General features: G+C 70.7%; 16 protein-coding genes. 13 read left to right on the forward strand and 3 right to left on the reverse strand.

Annotation, left to right across the window (positions count from 1 at the left end; genetic code table 11):
* Positions 1 to 11: 11 nt before the first annotated feature.
* The 10 genes from BLTE_RS13760 to BLTE_RS13805 all read left to right on the forward strand — a co-directional run bounded on the left by BLTE_RS13760 (position 12) and on the right by BLTE_RS13805 (position 9161).
* Positions 12 to 1991, forward strand: a complete 1980-nt coding sequence (locus BLTE_RS13760) for a sodium:solute symporter family protein (RefSeq protein ID WP_126401233.1) — start codon at positions 12 to 14, stop codon at positions 1989 to 1991.
* Positions 1992 to 2177: 186 nt separating this feature from the next.
* Positions 2178 to 2492, forward strand: coding sequence for a YggT family protein (locus tag BLTE_RS13765; protein ID WP_126401234.1), 315 nt, complete (start codon positions 2178 to 2180; stop codon positions 2490 to 2492).
* Positions 2493 to 2503: 11 nt separating this feature from the next.
* Entirely contained in the window at positions 2504 to 2827 is a 324-nt protein-coding gene (locus BLTE_RS13770) for a hypothetical protein (protein WP_126401235.1), read from the forward strand.
* Between the two features lie 668 nt (positions 2828 to 3495).
* Entirely contained in the window at positions 3496 to 3867 is a 372-nt protein-coding gene (locus tag BLTE_RS13775) for a hypothetical protein (protein WP_126401236.1), read from the forward strand.
* 216 nt (positions 3868 to 4083) lie between these two features.
* Positions 4084 to 4470, forward strand: coding sequence for a hypothetical protein (locus BLTE_RS13780; RefSeq protein WP_126401237.1), 387 nt, complete (start codon positions 4084 to 4086; stop codon positions 4468 to 4470).
* Positions 4457 to 4705, forward strand: coding sequence for a hypothetical protein (locus BLTE_RS13785; protein WP_126401238.1), 249 nt, complete (start codon positions 4457 to 4459; stop codon positions 4703 to 4705). The genes BLTE_RS13780 and BLTE_RS13785 overlap by 14 nt, the downstream gene beginning before the upstream one ends.
* Positions 4705 to 5100, forward strand: a complete 396-nt coding sequence (locus BLTE_RS13790) for a magnetosome protein MamC family protein (protein ID WP_126401239.1) — start codon at positions 4705 to 4707, stop codon at positions 5098 to 5100. The genes BLTE_RS13785 and BLTE_RS13790 overlap by 1 nt, the downstream gene beginning before the upstream one ends.
* A gap of 14 nt (positions 5101 to 5114) precedes the next feature.
* Positions 5115 to 5777 carry a hypothetical protein gene (locus BLTE_RS13795; protein WP_126401240.1) on the forward strand — a complete coding sequence of 221 codons (663 nt, stop codon included), beginning with the start codon at positions 5115 to 5117 and terminating at the stop codon, positions 5775 to 5777.
* 30 nt (positions 5778 to 5807) lie between these two features.
* The gene (locus BLTE_RS13800) at positions 5808 to 7892 is read left to right on the forward strand and encodes a heavy metal translocating P-type ATPase (RefSeq protein ID WP_126401241.1); all 2085 of its coding nucleotides are present in this window, start codon (positions 5808 to 5810) and stop codon (positions 7890 to 7892) included.
* Positions 7893 to 7964: 72 nt separating this feature from the next.
* Positions 7965 to 9161 (forward strand): adenosylcobinamide amidohydrolase, encoded by a 1197-nt coding sequence (locus BLTE_RS13805; RefSeq protein ID WP_126401242.1) that lies wholly within the window; start codon positions 7965 to 7967, stop codon positions 9159 to 9161.
* Positions 9162 to 9183: 22 nt separating this feature from the next.
* On the opposite strand, the gene BLTE_RS13810 is transcribed toward BLTE_RS13805, so the two are convergent.
* Entirely contained in the window at positions 9184 to 9849 is a 666-nt protein-coding gene (locus BLTE_RS13810; RefSeq protein ID WP_126401243.1) for a haloacid dehalogenase type II, read from the reverse strand.
* Between the two features lie 291 nt (positions 9850 to 10140).
* Here BLTE_RS13810 and BLTE_RS13815 point away from each other — a divergent pair, with 291 nt between their 5' ends.
* Positions 10141 to 10365: a hypothetical protein gene (locus tag BLTE_RS13815; protein ID WP_126401244.1), complete on the forward strand. Its 225-nt coding sequence runs from the start codon at positions 10141 to 10143 to the stop codon at positions 10363 to 10365.
* A 64-nt stretch (positions 10366 to 10429) separates the two neighbouring features.
* Here BLTE_RS13815 and BLTE_RS13820 read toward each other — a convergent pair whose 3' ends face one another.
* Positions 10430 to 10849, reverse strand: coding sequence for a Ros/MucR family transcriptional regulator (locus BLTE_RS13820; RefSeq protein WP_126401245.1), 420 nt, complete (start codon positions 10847 to 10849; stop codon positions 10430 to 10432).
* 402 nt (positions 10850 to 11251) lie between these two features.
* Between BLTE_RS13820 and msrB the strand changes: the two genes are divergently transcribed.
* Both msrB and BLTE_RS13830 read left to right on the forward strand, forming a co-directional pair.
* The gene (msrB, locus tag BLTE_RS13825) at positions 11252 to 11689 is read left to right on the forward strand and encodes a peptide-methionine (R)-S-oxide reductase MsrB (protein WP_244599999.1); all 438 of its coding nucleotides are present in this window, start codon (positions 11252 to 11254) and stop codon (positions 11687 to 11689) included.
* Entirely contained in the window at positions 11679 to 13799 is a 2121-nt protein-coding gene (locus BLTE_RS13830) for a S9 family peptidase (RefSeq protein WP_126401246.1), read from the forward strand. The genes msrB and BLTE_RS13830 overlap by 11 nt, the downstream gene beginning before the upstream one ends.
* On the opposite strand, the gene BLTE_RS18710 is transcribed toward BLTE_RS13830, so the two are convergent.
* Complete coding sequence (locus BLTE_RS18710; protein ID WP_126401247.1) at positions 13787 to 15499, reverse strand: hypothetical protein; 1713 nt, start codon at positions 15497 to 15499, stop codon at positions 13787 to 13789. The genes BLTE_RS13830 and BLTE_RS18710 overlap by 13 nt on opposite strands.
* Between the last annotated feature and the right edge of the window lie 218 nt (positions 15500 to 15717).

A 15717-nucleotide genomic window follows, 5' to 3' on the forward strand; every position in this document is an offset into this window, starting at 1 on the left:
GGAGAACCACCATGGCGACACAGACCCAGGGCACTTCGGACTTCACGGCCAATCTCGGCAAGATCTACGCCTTCTACACCGGCGGCTTCCTCGGCTTCGTGGTGATCCTTGCCATCCTCGAACAAGTGGGCGTTCCCAACAACGTCATCGGCTATCTGTTCGTGGCGCTGACCATCGGCGTCTACGCCTTCATCGGCATCATGTCCCGCACCATGCAGGTGTCGGAATATTACGTCGCCGGGCGGCGCGTGCCGGCCTTCTACAACGGCATGGCCACCGGCGCCGACTGGATGAGCGCGGCCTCCTTCATCGGCATGGCCGGCACGCTCTATCTGCTCGGCTATGACGGGCTCGGCTTCGTGCTGGGCTGGACCGGCGGCTACGTGCTGGTGGCGATCCTGGTCGGGCCGTACTTGCGCAAGTTCGGCTGCTACACCGTGCCGGACTTCTTCGCCTTCCGCTACAATGGGAACTTCGCGCGCTTCCTCGCCATCATCGTGCTGCTGTCGTGCTCGTTCACCTATGTGGTGGCGCAGATCGTCGGCACCGGCCTGATCGGTGCGCGCCTGCTGAACATGGACTTCACCGTCGCGGTCTATGTCGGTCTCGCCGGCATCCTGGTGTGCTCGATGCTCGGCGGCATGCGCGCGGTGACCTGGACCCAGGTCGCCCAGTACATCGTGCTGATCATCGCCTACATGATCCCGGTGGTGATCCTGTCGGCGCAGAAGTTCGGCCTGCCGCTGCCGCAGTTCACCTATGGCGAGGTGCTGCAGGCGATCACCGCCCGCGAGCAGGAGATGGTGCAGCAGGGCCTCGCCGTGGCCGGGCAGATCAAATCGCACATCCAGCCCTTCACCACCTATGACCCGGTCAACTTCTTCGGCCTGATCCTGTGCCTGATGATCGGCACCGCCTCGCTGCCGCACGTGTTGATGCGCTACTTCACCACGCCGTCGGTGCGCGAGGCGCGGCTGTCGGTGGCGTGGTCGCTGCTGTTCATCTTCATGCTCTACTTCACGGCGCCGGCCTATGCCGCCTTCGCCAAGCTGGAGGTCTATCAGGAGGTCATCGGCCGGGCGATCACCGACCTGCCGCAGTGGATCTACTCCTACGGCAAGGTCGGCCTGATCAATGTCTGCGGCGCGCAGGCGACCGACCCCGCCGCGGTGCTGGCGGCCTGCCAGAAGATCGCGGGCCATGCCGGCGTGCTCCGGTTCGGCGACTTCGCCATCCAGGCCGACGCCATCGTCATCTCGACGCCGGAAATCGCCGGCCTTCCCTACGTCGTCTCCGGCCTCGTCGCGGCCGGTGGCCTCGCCGCGGCGCTGTCGACCGCCGACGGCCTGCTGCTCGCCATCGCCAACGCGCTCAGCCACGACGTCTACTACAAGATGATCGACAAGAACGCGCCGACCGCGCGCCGGCTGATCATCGCCCGCACGCTGCTGATCGTCGTGGCCGTGCTCGCCGCCTACACCGCCTCGTTCCGCCCGGCCGACATCGTCGCCATGGTGGCCTGGGCGTTCTCGCTCGCCGCCGCCGGCATCTTCCCGGCGCTGGTGATGGGCATCTGGTGGAAGCGGACCTCGACCGTCGGCGCGCTCACCGGCATGATCGTCGGCTTCGGCCTGTGCCTCTATTATCTCGTCGGCACGCGCTACTTCGCCGGCTCGTTCTACGAGACGTGGAGCTTCCTGTCCTCGGCCACCCCGGCCCAGGTTGCGAAGTATGCCGAGCTCAAGGCGGCCTGGCTCGCCGCGCCCGACAATGCCGCGGCGTGGAAGGCCTACGACACCCTTGCCCAGGGCATCGCCAACTGGTGGGGCGTCAAGAACATCTCGGCGGCGCTGTTCAGCCTGCCGCTCGGCTTCCTGATCATCTGGGCGGTGTCGCTGATCACGCCCGGGCCGTCGGCCGAGATGCGGGCCTTCATCGACGAGATCCGCAAGCCGCGCGGCAAGACGATCTTCCAGGAGAAGACGGCCTGAGCCGAGTGAGCAGACGTTGCAGACGACTGGCGGGGTTCCTCGGAACCCCGCCTTCTTTTTTGGTGCCTTCGCCGCCGAGGCACCCAACGAACCGTGTCATACGAATCTCCGGCTTGATCCGCGGGATTCCCTGAAAAACACTGGCATATCCGCGCCGTTTCGGGACGGCGCCGCGGGGAGGCGACATTGACCACCGGGACGATCTTCGCCCACTGGTACTTTCATCTGCCGAACTTCATCCTGGCGGCGCTGTTCTACACGCTGCTCGGGCGGGTGCTGCTCGGTATCGTGGTGGATGCCGACTCGAAGAACTACATCTGGCGTTTCTTCTGCCGCGTCACCGACCCGGTGGTGAACGCGGTGGCGCTGGTGACGCCGCGCGCCGCCCCGCCCATCCTGGTGTGGCTGTTTTCGCTGGTGTGGCTGTTTCTCGCCCGTGTCGCGCTCTATTTCGCGCTCGCCACCTCCGGCCTGCTGCCGGTCCAGACACCGGGCGCCTGAGGGAGGCATCGATGCCGCGCAACGCCTATTTCGTCGCCATCGCCTTCTTCGGCACCATCAACGGCCTGTTCAACACCGGCGTCCTGTCCTTCGTGTTCTTCCACGTGCTGCTGCTGTCGCCGGCCATCCTGTTCGGCTCGGGCCCGCTCACCTTCATGTTTTCCTCGCTGATCACCGCCACCGCCACCATCATCGCCGCCGGCATCCCGGCCGCGATCTATGAGCGGGTGCGGGGGCAGGCCGACTCCGACGAGGTGTCGCTCCTGATCTGGATGGCCGGCACGGCGCTGCTGACGCTGCCGGCCATGGGGCGGTTCCTGACCATCGGCCTGTGAGGCGAAAGAGCGCGTAGAACGTAGGGCGCAATAGCGAAGCGTATTGCGCCATGCCGCTGCCGGCGCACTGTGGGTTCCCTTCCCCTCGCCGCTGATGCGGCTCGGCCGGGAACGACCGGCGGCGAAGCGAGATCCGGGGCGCCGGCGGGGAGAGATCGTCGTCCCGGCCAAGCGAAGCGCGAGCCGGGACCGTTCTCAGGATGGGATGCCTTTTTGCCGATGACGATCCCGGATCGTGCGGCTGACGCCGCTTGCCCGGGATGACGCCGACACAACCGGATCTCGCATTGCTCGCCCGGGGCGACAGTGTCCCCCGGTCGCCCCCGGCGAGCGTGGCGCAGCCACGCGAGGGAAGGGGGCCCAAAGGGAATGGCTCGTCGGAACGGCTTGGAGCAACTGTCCCGCCTCACCGCGCCGCTGGATCGCGCCTTGCGTGTCCGGCGGCGCGGCTTGTGGGTTCCCTTCCCCTCGCCGCTGACGCGGCTCGGCCGGGAACGACCGGCGGCGAGGCGAGACCAGAGGCGACAAACGCAGCCGAAGGGCGTAGCACGCGCAGTTCCGGCCCCCGATCACGAATGCGCGCCGCGACACCGCGTGCCTTGCTCCCGCCGCGCAATCGATTCACGCTCGCGCACCGTCCCTCCCCCTCCCCCCGCGCGAGGCCCCGCATGGACGAACTGCGCAAGCTTGCCTTCTTCACCGTGGCCAAGGGTACCGCGTTCGGCCTGCTGGCGATCTGCTGCGTGATGATGGGTTTCAGCTTCCTGCCGCGTCTGGCGCTGCAGGCCGGCGGCGTGATGGCGCTGGCGATGAGCATGATCCTGCTCGCCAAGGCCTGGAACATCTCCAAGGCCAACTACCGCAAGACCGAGATGTGGCTGCTGCTGCCCGATGACCGCCGCCCGCCCGAGACCCACGCCCGCTGGGCGGTGACCACCGTGCTGCGCGACGCCTACACCACCTTCGCCATGCGCTCGGCGGGGCTGGCCTCGGGCCTGCTGGCCGGCGCCCTGATGCTGCGGTTCGGCGGTTTCGATTGAGGAGCCCCGCGCTCGCGCGTTTGATCTGAATCAATGTGACGGCGCGCGGACGGTCCCATCCTTGACGCTGCGTGCAGGCAGCCATGCGCTTCGTCGCTCCGCCACCCGGTCCACGCATCCATCCGACAATCCGGCCCGGCCCTCCGGTTCCGCCGCCCTTCGGGCGGACGGGACGCCTGCGGACATCCGGCGCCGGCTTCGGCGAAGGGACCGGACATGGGTTGCGCGCACGGCTCCGACGGGGCTGCACTTGATGGCTTTGCTGCGCTCGCCGCGTCGCTGAAGCCGCTGCGCCGGCATCTCGATATCGCCCACCATGTGCGCGGACGCATCCGCCTGCGGCTTTCGCCCGCGGGGCTCGGCCTGCTCGGGCCCGGCCTCGCCCGGCGGCTGACCGACCATGCCGCCGCCACCCCGGCCATCCGCGGCGTGCGGGTCAATCCGGCTGCGCTGTCGGTGGTGATCGACTACGCCCCCGGCCTGATCGCCCCCGATCTGTGGGGCCGGCTGATCGCCGCCGGCGACGCCGAGTTCGACCAATTGGCCGGGATCGGGCGGCCGGCGGCCGGCACAGATTCGGGAGCGCGCAATGTCGCAGGATGATCTGTTCGAAGGCCTCGCCCGCGGCCTCCGGCGCGCCGGCCACATCGTCGACGAGCTGATGGACGAGCGCGGCCCCCGGCCGTTCCGGGGCGGCCGGGCGGCCGGCCTGCTCGACCGCCGGACGCTGGCGAACCGCCAATTCTGGACCGGCGCGGCGCTCGGCGCCGCCGCCATCCTCACCCTCGCCGCCATCGCCGGCCGGCGCGGCACGCCCGGCAAACAAGGAGAGCCCTGATGTCCCGCTTCAAGCATCTTCCCGGCGAGGTGATCGACGCCGCGCTGCGCTTCGGGGCGGTCGGCGCCGCGGTCAGCGGCGGCATCGTCGCCGGCCAGCAGGTCGCCGCCGTGCGCCGGGGCGAGTCGTCCTCGCAGCAGGCGGTCGCCCGCACGCTCGACGCCGCGGCGACCGGCGGCCTCGCCTCGGCGGTGGGCGGCGCGGCCGCCGCCGCCATAGGCGGCCATGGCGTCGCGCGGCTTGCCGCATTTCTGGCCGGCGCCGCCGTCGCCACCTGGGCGATGAGCCCGAAGGCCAAGCCGGACACGCCGAAACCTGCCGACACCATCGCCGATGCCGATGCCGACGCCCTCGCCGCGCCGGCCGAGGATGCGCCGGCCGCCCCTGCCCTTTGACCGGACGTTGACCCATGAGCGACAAGACCGACGACAAGACCCCGCAGCAGCCGGCGTGGGGCGGCGCACCTTTCGGACCTTATGGCGCCGGACCTTATGGTGCCGGCCCCTATCCCGGCCCCTACGGCGCCGGACCCTATGGCCCCGCCCCGTTCGGGCCTGCGGCCTATGGCCCCTACGGCCCCTATGTCCCGCCCGGCGGCGCGCCGGCGCCGGACGGGCACGCCGCGCCGCATGACGAGGCCGCCGACCATGCCCACGCGGCCTATTGGCCGGGCTGCCCGCCGGGTTTCGGGCCTGGGTTCGGACCGGGTTGGCACCGCGCCTGGGGACACCCGCCGGGCCATGGCCCGTGGGCCGGCCCATGGTGGCCGCACGGCGGCCCGGCGCCGGGGTGGGGTCCGGGCTGGGGAGCGCCGCCGCCCCGCCCGGCGGAAAAGGACGAGCCCTCGCTCTTCACCTCCGGGCTCGGCGTCCACAATGACGCGCTGATCAAGGGCGTGCTGATCGGCGCCGGCCTGACCTTCCTGTTCACCAATGAGACCGTGCAGAAGAACCTGATCGGCGCGGCGGTGAAGGTGTGGTCGACGCTGCAGGGCGGCGTCGAGGAGATGAAGGAACGCTTCCGCGACGCCGAGGCCGAGCTCGCCGCCGGCGAGGACGACCCCGCCAATTGAGCGCCGGGCCGTGCGCCCGGCCATGAGCCGATGACCGTCATAGCTCACGAAACCAGTGGCCGGCTGCGCCTGCGGCTCGACCGCAGTTCAGCCGATCTCTGGACCCGCAGCGCCGCGCGCGTCGAGGTGGTGCGCGGCGTCAAGGAGGTGCGGCTGAATGCGCCCTGCGCCTCGCTGATCGTCGCCTTCGACGGCACGGCCGACACGCGGCGCGCCATCCTCAAGGCGATCGACGAGCCGATCGCCGCCGACGCCGTGCCACCTGCCGAAGCAGATGGCCCGGACCTCGCCCAGGTGGTGATGTCCGGCGCGCTCATGGCGCTGGCCGCCGTGCTGCCGCCGCCGCTCAGGGGTCCGGTCACCGTGCTCAATGTCGCGGGCGTGGTGCTGCGCGGCATCAGGGCGGCGGCGCGGGACGGGCTGACGGTCGAGGTGCTGGACGCCGCCGCGATTTCGCTGCCCACCCTGCGCCGCGAATACCTCACCGCCAACTTCACCCGCTTCCTGCTCGATCTCGGCGGCTACATCGAGGCCTCCACCGCCCGCCGCTCCGACCATCTGCTGCGCGACCTGCTGCAGGCGCGGCCCGACACCGTGACCATCGAGACGCCCTCCGGCGAGGTGATCGAGCTGCCCTATGACGAGGTGGTGGAGGGCGCCCGGGTGGTGGTCGGCACCGGCGGACGGGTGCCGGTCGACGGCGTGGTCGCGGCGGGCGCGGCCTGGGTCAACGCCTCGGCGGTGACCGGCGAGAGCCTGCCGGTGCCGCGCGAGGCCGGCGATTCCGTGCTGTCGGGCTCGGTGGTCGAGGACGGCCGCCTCGTCATCGCCGCCGAGCGGGTGGGCGAGGCCACCACCACCGCCCGCATCTCGCGCTACATCCAGGAAGGGCTGGCCGATCCCTCCGGCATCCAGTCGGAGAGCCAGAAGATGGCCAACCGGCGGGTGCTGATCACGCTGGCCTCCGGCGCCGGGGTGTTCGCGCTCACCCGCGACTGGCGGCGGCTCGAATCGGTGTTCCTGGTCGACTATTCCTGCGCGGTGAAGTTCGGCACGCCGATCGCCATCAAGGCGGCGATGTTCCGCGCCGCCAAAGGCGGCTGCCTGATCAAGAGCGGCCGGTCGCTGGAGGCGGTGGCCGCCGTCGACACCGTGGTGTTCGACAAGACCGGCACGCTGACCCACAACACGCTGGAGGTGACCGACATCCACCGCCCGGCCGGGGCCGCGCTCGACGAGCCGGAGCTCTTGGCGCTGGTGGCCTCACTCGCCGAGCACACCTCCCATCCGGTCGCCGGCGCGGTGGTCGATCTCGCCAAGCGGCGCCACCTCGCCCATATCGGCCACGAGGAGGTGAGCTTCCTGGTCGGCCACGGCATCGGCTCCACCGTGTGCGGCCGCTCCATCCGCATCGGCTCGCGCCACTATCTCGAGGAGCACGAGGGCATCGGTTTCGAGGGCGTCGAGGCGCTGATCGACCGCCTCGCCCACGAGGGCAAGTCGATGCTGTTCGTCTCCGCCGACGGCGAGCTGATCGGGGTGATCGGACTGCGCGACCGGCTGCGCGCCGAGACGCCGGCGGTGCTGCGGCGGCTGCGGGCGCTGGGCATCAAGACGGTGGCGATGATCACCGGCGACCACGAGGCCAAGGCGCGCCAGATCGGCACGGCGCTCGGGCTCGACCTCGTATTCCACGACCAGAAGCCGGAGGACAAGGCCAGGGTGGTCGAAGCGCTGAAGGCGGAGGGGCGCACCGTCGCCTTCGTCGGCGACGGCGTCAATGACGGCCCGGCGCTGATGGCCGCCCATGTCGGCATCGCCATGCCGCGCGCCGCCGACATCGCCCGCGCCACCGCCGACATCGTGCTGCTGGAGGATTCGCTCGACGCCATCCCGATGCTGCGCGGCCTCGCCACCGAGACCATGGCGCTGATCCGCTCCAACTTCGCCGCCTCGGTGGCGATCAATTCGGCGATCATGGCCGGCGCGGCGCTGGGGCGGCTGTCGCCGGTCGCCACCGCCACGCTGCACAACGGCACCACCATCGCCATCCTGCTGCGGGCGCTGGCCTCGACCGGCGCCGGACGGGCGCGGCGCTCAACGCCTGTGCGGTGATGCGGGCGCAGCGGCGCCGAGGCCATTGTCCTGGCTCTTGCCCTGGCCGGCGCGGCGGCCGAATGTGGCGCCATGCTGATCGCCAGATTCTTCGGGGCGGCCGAGCTGCACCGCGACGACAAGCTCGCCAGCGTGCGCTTCCTCAAGCCGTTCCGCGTGCTCTCCACCTGCCATGCCAATGGCGGCTTCGCCGACCATCTCGACATGGTGTTCAACCACCAGAGCTGCGAGCCGGTGGGCCACATCATCCCGGCGCTGCACGAGGCCTACCACCAGCCGCAGCGCTACGTCGCCGGGCTGATCGCCGGCCACGGCCTGGAGGGTGCCGCCGCGGGCCTTGCCACCGCCGCCAACATCAACACGCTGGCGGTGGCCGAGGAGTCCTGTCGCGATCTGGCGGTGGTGGCGCTCGCCACCGCCGGGGTCGAGGGCGGGGCGGCGCGGGCCGGCGATCCGGCGTCCTATTACGAATATGACGGCCGCTTCGAGCTGCGCGGCGACATCGGACCCGCCACCCCCGGCACCATCAATCTCATCGTGCTCGTCAACACGCCGATGACCGCGGGCGCGCTGGTGCGGGCGGTGATGACCGCGACCGAGGCCAAGGCCGCGGTGCTGCAGGAGCTTTCGGTGCCCTCGCGCCAGTCGCCGTCGATCGCCACCGGCACCGGCACCGACCAGATCGCGGTGGCCGCACCCGCGGAGGGCACGAAGCCGCTGACCGGTGCCGGCCATCACTGCGCGCTGGGCGAGCTGATCGGCAAGGCGGTGATGGCGGCGATCCGCGAGGCGGTGGCGCGGCAGAACCTGCTGGTGCCGGCGCGCCAATGCGCGGTGAGCCGGCTGGTCGAGCGCTACGGCTACGACATCGAGCGGCTCGCCGAGGCGGTGGCCGCGCATCTGCCGGCCGATGTCGCGGCCATGCTGCGCGACAATCGCGACGTCATCGACCGCGACCCGCGCACGGTGGCGCTGGCAGCGGCACTGATCCATGTCCACGATCAGGTGCGCTGGGGCGTGCTGCCCGCCGCCTGCTGGCGCGAGAGCGCGGCCGATCTCGGCGCGGCGCTGGCCGTGGCGGTGGCCGGCGTGCCGGCGCGGCGTGAAGCCTATCGCGCGGCGCTGGCTGAACGGCTGGCCGGCGCGGCCGGCGACGGCCCGGCCGATGTGGTGGTGCAGGCGCTGGCGCTGGGCCTGCCCGACAAATGGACCCGCACCGCCGACATGCTGGCGGCGGTGGTGGCGCCGGATGCGGCAGGAGGGGCATGACGGCAGCGCGGACGGCCCTGCGTCAGTCCAGCAGCAGGTCCGGCAGGGCGTCGAGGCCGGACAACGTGGCGATCGGGTCGAGCCCGTCATATTCGGCCGGCGCGCCGGAGCGGTTGACCCACACCGGGCGGAAGCCGAACGCCGCCGCCCCGGCAATGTCCCAGCGGTTGGAGGAGACGAAGGCGATCTCCTCGCCGGCGACGCCGAGCGCCGCGGTGGCCAGCGCATAGACCTCCGGCCGCGGCTTGTAGAGCCGCACCGCATCGACCGACAGCACGTGGTCGAACCGATCGGCGAGCCCGGAGGCCGCCAGCGCGTCCGCCAGCATGTCCGGCGTGCCGTTCGACAGGATGGCGGTTGCGAGCCCGCCCGCCCGCAGCCGCGCCAGCATGCCGCCAACCTCGGGATAGGCGTCGAGGGTGCGGTAGGCCGCGAGCAGCCGGGGCTTGAGCGCGGGATCGACCCCGGTGAGGCCGAGCGCGGTGTCGAGCGCCTGTTCGGCCAGGTCCCAGAACGGCCGGTAGCGGCCCATCAGCGTCAGCGTCCAGGAATATTCCAGATGGCGCTGGCGCCACAGCGCCGACAGCTCGGCAGCGCGCGGACCGACCGCTGCATCGTGCCGGCGCACCGCCGCAGTGACGTCGAACAGCGTGCCATAGGCATCGAAAACCACCGCGCGCACCGGCATCCAGTCCTCCCCTGATGTCTGCCGATGGTGCCGCAACGTCGGCCATCGCGAAAGTGCCGGCGGCGACGCGGTCCCACGCTGGAAAGCAAGGCATGCATTTGACGAAGAACAGACTTGCTGCCTTTCCGGCGATCGGGCGGTCGCGGACATGTCGGGCGAACGCGCAAGGGCCGGCCGGCGGCGCCAAGGCCCGGCTGTTCCCGGCGAATCCGGCGCCGGCAGCCCATGCGACCAAGGAATTTATGCCCAGAACCCGCCGCCCGCCGCACACTCGCCGCAAGGAGGAGCGGCATGCGGGAACAGAGCACGCGGCGCGGCGCCATTCGCGCTTTTCGGACGGAAGATGTGGCGGCGCTGGCCGAGGCGCGGGTGGCGGCGCTCAATGCCTTCGGCGACCCGGCGGGTTGCGGCGCCCGCGCGTTGCGGGCGGAACGGCGCAACAGGGGCGGGAAAACTTACGATCTGCTGCGCCACCTCGGTCTGGTGCGGCGGCTGAGGCGTCAGGCGCCGACCTGACCCCCACAAACGAAACGGGCGGCCGCATGGCCGCCCGTCCTGAACCCAGTCGTACCGAGGAAGATCAGCGGCCCTTGCGGCGGCGCTGCTGGCCGAGGCCCATCTGCTTGGCCAGCGCCGAGCGCGCGGCGGCGTAGTTGGAGGCGACCATCGGATAGTCCGGCGGCAGGCCCCACTTCTCGCGATACTGCTCCGGCGTGAGGTTGTACTGCGTGCGCAGGTGGCGCTTGAGCGACTTGAACTTCTTGCCGTCTTCCAGGCAGATGATGAAATCGGCGGTGACCGACTTCTTGAGCGGCACGGCCGGCTTCAGCGGCTCGGCCGGCGCTTCGGTCTTGCCGCTCGAAACCTTCAGCAGGGCCGTGTACACGTCACTGATCAGGTTGGACAAATCACCCGAGGCCACCGAATTGTTGCTCACATAGGCGGAGACGATATCGGCGGCGAGTTCGATATAATTCGACGAGCTGGAACTGTCTGACATTTCCTCGGTGTCCTTCTAGTGCGAACCTCTGCGCGGACGCGGAGGCTCGCCCCATGATGGCAGCGCTTTCTCACCCCAACGCCCATTCTGCTGATGTGCGACGACAGGCGTCGAATCGAGCATCCTGTGTTCTGGTTCTTCTAAACTATATCTTCCGGCAACTTGCAAGGCGTTATTTCCGCCCAAGCACGATTGTGCTTTCGATATCCGCCCCCGCCAAGCTTTTTCCAATCGGCCATGGCCGGCGCAGGTGTAAAGCGTGGTAGTGGTGAACACTGAGTTCCGGCGTCAACCGGTTGCCGGCGTCACCGTCACGCCAACGTCACCGGCGCCTGCTTGCGCCACCGGCCGCACCGCCCCAATTCCTGATGGGGTATGGTGCGTGAAAAGAAGAGGCAAGCCATGACGATGACGAAGCCGGCGCCGGCCAGCCGCCCCCGCGTGGTCAAGAGCGACGCCGAGTGGCGGGCGATCCTCACGCCCGAACAGTACGAGGTCACCCGCCGTCACGGCACCGAGCAGGCGTGCTCGAGCCCGCTGAACGCGGAGAAGCGGGCCGGCACCTTCGCCTGCGTGTGCTGCGGCACGCCGCTGTTCCGCACCGGCACCAAGTTCGAGTCGGGCACCGGCTGGCCGAGCTTCTTCGAGCCGGTGGAGGGTGCCGTCACCGAGCACGACGACCGCTCCTGGTTCATGCACCGCACCGAGGTGCGCTGCGCCACCTGCGACGCCCATCTCGGCCACGTCTTCCCGGACGGGCCGCCACCGACCGGCCGCCGCTACTGCATCAATGGCGTGGCGCTGCGCTTCGAGCCCGAAGGCACCTCCGATGTGGCGTGAGGACACGGGGGGCGGCGCCCCGCGCGCGCCGGACGCGCCGCGCCGTCCGTCGGTGCGCAATCTGCACGGCCATGTGCTGGAGGACGATTACGCCTGGATGCGCGCCGCCAACTGGCAGGAGGTGCTGCGCGATCCGACGCGGCTCGACCCCGCCATCCGCGCCCATCTGGAGGCCGAGACCGCCTATGCCGAGGCAATGCTGGCCGGCGAGGCCGAACTGCGGAAAACGCTCGCCGCCGAGATGCGCGCCCGCATCAAGGAGGACGACGCGGCGGTGCCGACCCCCGACGGACCGTTCGCCTACTACACCCGCCACCGCGAGGGCGGGCAGCACCCGCTCATCTGCCGCACCGGGCGGGCGGGCGGGCCGGAGGAGCTGCTGCTCGACGGCGACACGCTGGCCGCCGGCAAGGCGTTCTTCCATCTCGGTGACTGGCGGCGCTCGCCGGACCACCGGCTCCTCGCCTATGCCGCCGACGAGACCGGCTCGGAGTTCGAGACGCTGCGCATCCGCGACCTCGCCACAGACGCCGACCTTGTTGATGCTGTGCCCGACATCGCCGGCGACATGACGTGGGCGAGCGCGGGCGACGCGCTCTATTATGTCCGACGCGACGCCCACCACCGGCCCTCGCGCGTCTTCCGCCACCGGCTCGGCGCCGACCCGGCCACCGACGAGCTGGTGTTCGAGGAGACCGATCCCGGCCTGTTCGTCGGCCTCGCCGAAACCCAGGCGCGCAGGCTGGCGCTGATCACCGTCGGCGACCACGAGACCTCGGTCGCCTATGCGCTCGATCTCGCCGACCCGCAGGCGCGCCCGCGCCTGCTCGCGCCGCGCCGCACCGGCGTGCGCTATTCGGCCGAGCACCATCCGGGGCGGCGGCTGTTCTATATCCTCACCAATGCGGACGGCGCCGAGGACTTCAAGGTGGTGGTGGCGCCCGAGGACGATCCCACGCCCGCCGCGTGGCGCGAGCTGGTGGCGCACCGGCCGGGCACGCTGATCCTCGACATCGCCCTGTTCGCCAACCACCTCGTGCGGCTGGAGCGCGAGGACGGGCTGCCGCGCCTCGTCGTGCGCGCGCTCGACAGCGGCGACGAGCACGCCATTGCTTTCAACGAGGAGGCCTATTCGCTGAGCCTTCATGCCGGCTACGAGTTCGACACCACGACGGTGCGCTTCGTCTATTCGTCGATGACGACGCCGGCCGAAACCTACGACTACGACATGGCGCGCCGCACCCGCGTGCTGCGCAAGCGCCAGGAAGTGCCCTCGGGCCACGACCCGGCCGCCTATGTCACCCGCCGCCTGCACGCAGCCGCGCCGGACGGCGAGAGCGTGCCGGTGACCGTGCTCTATCGCGCCGGCACCCCGCTCGACGGCTCGGCGCCCTGCCTGCTCTACGGCTATGGCGCCTACGGCATCTCGATGCCGGCGGGGTTCCAGACGGCGCGGCTGTCGCTGGTCGATCGCGGCTTCGTCTACGCCATCGCCCATGTGCGCGGCGGCACCGAGAAGGGCTGGCGCTGGTATCGCGAGGGCAAGCTCGACCGCAAGACCAACAGCTTCATCGACTTCATCGCCGCCGCCGAGCATTTGATCGCCCAAGGCTTCACGGCGAAGGGCCGCATTGTTGCCCATGGCGGCTCGGCCGGCGGACTCTTGATGGGCGCGGTCGCCAACATGGCGCCGGAGCTGTTCGCCGGCATCATCGCCGAGGTGCCGTTCGTCGACGTTCTGACCACCATGCTCGACGACACGCTGCCGCTGACGCCGCCGGAATGGCCGGAATGGGGCAACCCGATCGAGGACGCGCAGGCGTTCGCGACCATCCGCGCCTATTCGCCGCTCGACAATGTGGCGGCCCGCCCCTACCCGGCGATGCTGATCCTGTCCGGCCTCGCCGACCCGCGGGTGACCTATTGGGAGCCGGCGAAATGGGCGGCGAAACTGCGCGCCGCCACCATTTCGGGCCGGCCGATCCTGCTGCGCATGAACATGGACGCCGGCCACGCCGGCGCGGCCGGGCGCTTCGACCGCCTCGACGAGATCGCCTGGGCCTACGCCTTCGCGCTCAAGGCGGCGTCAGGCCGGGATCAGCCGGCCTGATCCCGGCCCTTCTGTTCGGCGCGCTTGTGCTCGACCCGCTCGACATGGTCGCGCAGCGCCTGGACCGAGGCGAAGCGCACCAGCCCCTCGGGCAGATCCGCCTCGATCGAGCCGTCGGCGTAGAGCGTGTAGGCCATGCCGCCGATCACCCCGGCCTTGAGGATGCGGCTCGATGCCGGATCCTCCAGCGAATCCGGCCCGGTCGCCGGCTGGCCGGGCAGCGGCGGCAGGGCGGCCGCGGCCGGCACGGGGGCAGCGGGCGGCGGCGCGGCGGGGCGTGACGGAGCGGGCGCAGGCTCGGGCTCGGGCATGCCGTCCGGCGTCAGGCCCTGGCCCCAGGCCTTCTGCCAAGCCGCCCGGAACGGATCGACCCGCTCCGGTTCCGGCTTCGGTTCCGCTCTGGGCTCCGCTTTCGGCTCGGGCTTCGGTTCCGGTTTGGCGGATTCGGGCTTCAGCGGCTCGGGCTTGGGCGGCAGCCGCGTGTCCGGCCGGAGTTCGGTTCGCAGCCGGAAGTCGGGCCGGGGGACCGGTTTCGACTCAGGCTTCATTTCGGGCTTGCCGGCGTCAGGCCCCGACCCCTCGGGCGCTGCAATGTCGGGCGCGCCAAGGTCAGTCGCGCCAAGATCAGGCGCGCCAAAATCCGGCTTGGCCGTGGGCTTGGGCTCGAGCTTGAATCCGAATCTCGGCTCGCCGAGAGGCTTGGCGTCTGGTTTCGGGACCGCCTTGGAGTCCTGCTTGAATTCTTGCCTGGATTCCTGTCTGGATTCCTGCCTCTGGTCCGGTCCGGCCTTCGGCTCCGCTGCGGCTTCGGCTCGGGCCTCAGGTCTCGGTTGGGGCGTCGCCAGCGATCTGGTCTCGCCCCGCGGCTCCGGCTCCGGCCGCGCCTCGGGGGCAGCCTCCCGCCGCAACCGGAACCCGAAGCCCGGCTTCGCCTCGGAGATCACCTCGAGACGGGATTGCGGCCCGGCATCGTCGCGCGCCGGCGGCGGCTCGGCCGGCGCTCGCGGCTGCGGTGCGAACAGCGACAGGTCCTCCTCGGGCTCCGGCTCGGGCACGCGCAGCGGCGGAATGCGCAGCGTCTCGGGCTGCAGCCGGGCCTGCGGCGAACGGCCCGCCATGTCGTGTCCCGCGGCCTCGCGCGGGTGGGCGGTCTCATCCGGCCGCTCGGCCAGGAAACGCGGCGGCAGGGCCGGCGGCGCCTGATCGGTCGCCTCGAAATCCTCCATCGTGAGGCCGGGCACCCGCGGCTGACGCGGCATCTGGCGCGGTGCCTCGCGCAGCGGCTCGCGTGGCAACTCCTGCGGCAGGGCACGGTCCTGTGGCAGGGGACGGGGCGGCTCGGGCGGCCGCTCGAACTCGGCGACGGGCGCCGGCATCGGCGGGTAGGGCTGAGCCTGCGCCGGCCCCTGCCCCGGTCTGGACGGGGCATGCGGCCGCGCCGCCGGCCGGGGGGCCGGCCGGCCGGCCGGCCCGGAGCCCGCGGCGGGCCGCGCCAGAAGATCCATGCGCGAGCCGATCGCCTCCAGCGCCGACAGGATGCTGCCGAGGCCGATGGCGAGAAGCCCCCCGGTCAGCCCCACCGTACCGGCGAGAATGAGGGTGTTGTCGAAGCCGAACGCCAGAAACGGCATTCCGCCTGCGATGGCCGCCAGTCCGCTGACGGCCAGGATCGTCCCCAGGACGATCAGAAAGATGGCCATGTCGACACCTTACCGCGCGCCTGCCGCGGCTCCGTAGAGTCATGATCCAAAATCGGCTGCGATTCCACAACCAGGCCGTTCGGTGCCGCCGTTGCCCCGGCGCGCCCGTCCCCTATCTAGATGATGTCCCAGCACCGTCTGGCCGACGGCAGGGTCACTCGACCCGGCAGCATCAACCTGTTCAAGAAGGTCTTCGCCATGTCGTTCACGGACCACTT

Origin of the sequence: Blastochloris tepida, from assembly GCF_003966715.1 — a bacterium.
In the GTDB taxonomy this organism is placed as follows: domain Bacteria; phylum Pseudomonadota; class Alphaproteobacteria; order Rhizobiales; family Xanthobacteraceae; genus Blastochloris; species Blastochloris tepida.

Excerpts from the sequence above, each read along its gene's own strand:
- BLTE_RS13760 (WP_126401233.1), top strand. The coding sequence starts at position 12 with ATGGCGACACAGACCCAGGGCACTTCGGACTTCACGGCCAATCTCGGC.
- BLTE_RS13770 (WP_126401235.1), top strand. The coding sequence starts at position 2,504 with ATGCCGCGCAACGCCTATTTCGTCGCCATCGCCTTCTTCGGCACCATC.
- BLTE_RS13775 (WP_126401236.1), top strand. The coding sequence starts at position 3,496 with ATGGACGAACTGCGCAAGCTTGCCTTCTTCACCGTGGCCAAGGGTACC.
- BLTE_RS13780 (WP_126401237.1), top strand. The coding sequence starts at position 4,084 with ATGGGTTGCGCGCACGGCTCCGACGGGGCTGCACTTGATGGCTTTGCT.
- BLTE_RS13785 (WP_126401238.1), top strand. The coding sequence starts at position 4,457 with ATGTCGCAGGATGATCTGTTCGAAGGCCTCGCCCGCGGCCTCCGGCGC.
- BLTE_RS13790 (WP_126401239.1), top strand. The coding sequence starts at position 4,705 with ATGTCCCGCTTCAAGCATCTTCCCGGCGAGGTGATCGACGCCGCGCTG.
- BLTE_RS13795 (WP_126401240.1), top strand. The coding sequence starts at position 5,115 with ATGAGCGACAAGACCGACGACAAGACCCCGCAGCAGCCGGCGTGGGGC.
- BLTE_RS13800 (WP_126401241.1), top strand. The coding sequence starts at position 5,808 with ATGACCGTCATAGCTCACGAAACCAGTGGCCGGCTGCGCCTGCGGCTC.
- BLTE_RS13805 (WP_126401242.1), top strand. The coding sequence starts at position 7,965 with ATGCTGATCGCCAGATTCTTCGGGGCGGCCGAGCTGCACCGCGACGAC.
- BLTE_RS13810 (WP_126401243.1), bottom strand. The coding sequence starts at position 9,849 with ATGCCGGTGCGCGCGGTGGTTTTCGATGCCTATGGCACGCTGTTCGAC.
- BLTE_RS13815 (WP_126401244.1), top strand. The coding sequence starts at position 10,141 with ATGCGGGAACAGAGCACGCGGCGCGGCGCCATTCGCGCTTTTCGGACG.
- BLTE_RS13820 (WP_126401245.1), bottom strand. The coding sequence starts at position 10,849 with ATGTCAGACAGTTCCAGCTCGTCGAATTATATCGAACTCGCCGCCGAT.
- msrB (WP_244599999.1), top strand. The coding sequence starts at position 11,252 with ATGACGATGACGAAGCCGGCGCCGGCCAGCCGCCCCCGCGTGGTCAAG.
- BLTE_RS13830 (WP_126401246.1), top strand. The coding sequence starts at position 11,679 with ATGTGGCGTGAGGACACGGGGGGCGGCGCCCCGCGCGCGCCGGACGCG.
- BLTE_RS18710 (WP_126401247.1), bottom strand. The coding sequence starts at position 15,499 with ATGGCCATCTTTCTGATCGTCCTGGGGACGATCCTGGCCGTCAGCGGA.